This window comes from Actinoplanes awajinensis subsp. mycoplanecinus (assembly GCF_001509495.1).
Classification (GTDB): domain Bacteria; phylum Actinomycetota; class Actinomycetes; order Mycobacteriales; family Micromonosporaceae; genus Actinoplanes; species Actinoplanes palleronii.
The window spans coordinates 1-1,881 of the sequence record NZ_LLZH01000089.1 but is presented as its reverse complement, the minus strand read 5'-3'; the positions used below and the strand labels follow the sequence as shown (position 1 = coordinate 1,881).

The 1,881-nt window shown below is 56.2% G+C and carries 1 rRNA gene; it reads left to right on the top strand.

The window, feature by feature from the left end:
- Window positions 1-1,825: ribosomal RNA gene (locus ADL15_RS13220) — 23S ribosomal RNA — on the top strand; the annotation flags it as partial.
- Between the last annotated feature and the right edge of the window lie 56 nt (window positions 1,826-1,881).

Here is a 1,881-nt window from a genome sequence, read left to right as displayed (position 1 = left end):
TGGTCCAGGTGTGTGGATGGGTAGGGGAGCGTCGTGTAGCGGGTGAAGCGGCGGAGTGATCCAGCCGTGGACGCTACACGAGTGAGAATGCAGGCATGAGTAGCGAATGAAGGGTGAGAACCCCTTCCGCCGGATGACCAAGGGTTCCAGGGCCAGGCTAATCCGCCCTGGGTGAGTCGGGGCCTAAGGCGAGGCCGAGAGGCGTAGTCGATGGATAACGGGTTGATATTCCCGTACCCGCAAAAGAGCGCCCAAGACGAACCTTCAGTTACTAACTTTTCGATCAATTCAATGGTTTCGGCCGGCGATGCGGGAGACTAGGACCTATTGGGGTAGTAGTTTAGCGATGGGGTGACGCAGGAAGGTAGATGATCCCGGCCGGTGGTTGTGCCGGGGTAAGCGTGTAGGCCGTACCGTAGGCAAATCCGCGGTGCATTAAGGTTGAGACGTGATGCCGAGCCGTTCTGGTGAAGTCATTGATCCTATGCTGCCGAGAAAAGCCTCTAGCGAGCTTTGAGCGGCCCGTACCCTAAACCGACACAGGTGGTCAGGTAGAGAATACCAAGGCGACGGGTGAACTGTGGTTAAGGAACTCGGCAAATTGCCCCCGTAACTTAGGGAGAAGGGGGGCCGGACGCGTGAAGCCACTTGCTGGTGGAGCGTGGTATGGCCGCAGAGAGCAGGGGGAAGCGACTGTTTACTAAAAACACAGGTCCATGCCAAGTCGTAAGACGATGTATATGGACTGACGCCTGCCCGGTGCTGGAACGTTAAGGGGACCTGTTAGCTCTTCGGGGCGAGGCGGAGAACTTAAGCGCCAGTAAACGGCGGTGGTAACTATAACCATCCTAAGGTAGCGAAATTCCTTGTCGGGTAAGTTCCGACCTGCACGAATGGCGTAACGACTTCCCCACTGTCTCAACCACAGGCCCGGCGAAATTGCAGTACGAGTAAAGATGCTCGTTACGCGCGGCAGGACGGAAAGACCCCGGGACCTTTACTATAGCTTGACATTGGTATCTGAATTCGATTGTGTAGGATAGGTGGGAGACTGTGAAGCTCGGACGCCAGTTCGGGTGGAGTCGTTGTTGAAATACCACTCTGTTGGGTTTGGGTATCTAACTTGCGGCCCTGATCGGGTCGAGGGACAGTGTCTGGTGGGTAGTTTAACTGGGGCGGTTGCCTCCTAAAGGGTAACGGAGGCGCCCAAAGGTTCCCTCAGCCTGGTTGGCAATCAGGTGTTGAGTGTAAGTGCACAAGGGAGCTTGACTGTGAGACTGACGGGTCGAGCAGGGACGAAAGTCGGGACTAGTGATCCGGCACTTGCGTGTGGAAGCGGTGTCGCTCAACGGATAAAAGGTACCCCGGGGATAACAGGCTGATCTTCCCCAAGAGTCCATATCGACGGGATGGTTTGGCACCTCGATGTCGGCTCGTCGCATCCTGGGGCTGTAGCAGGTCCCAAGGGTTGGGCTGTTCGCCCATTAAAGCGGTACGCGAGCTGGGTTTAGAACGTCGTGAGACAGTTCGGTCCCTATCCGCCGTGCGCGTTGGATACTTGAGAAGGGCTGTCCCTAGTACGAGAGGACCGGGACGGACGAACCTCTGGTGTGCCAGTTGTTCCGCCAGGAGCATGGCTGGTTGGCTACGTTCGGAAGGGATAACCGCTGAAAGCATCTAAGCGGGAAGCCTGCTTCGAGATGAGGTATCCCACCACCTTTGAGTGGGTAAGGCCCCCAGCTAGATTACTGGGTTGATAGGCCGGAGATGTAAGCACGGTAACGTGTTGAGTTGACCGGTACTAATAGGCCGAGGGCTTAACCACCTCAAACTTTGTGCTACGCGTCCACTGTGTGATTCACAGCAAACGAACAACCACCC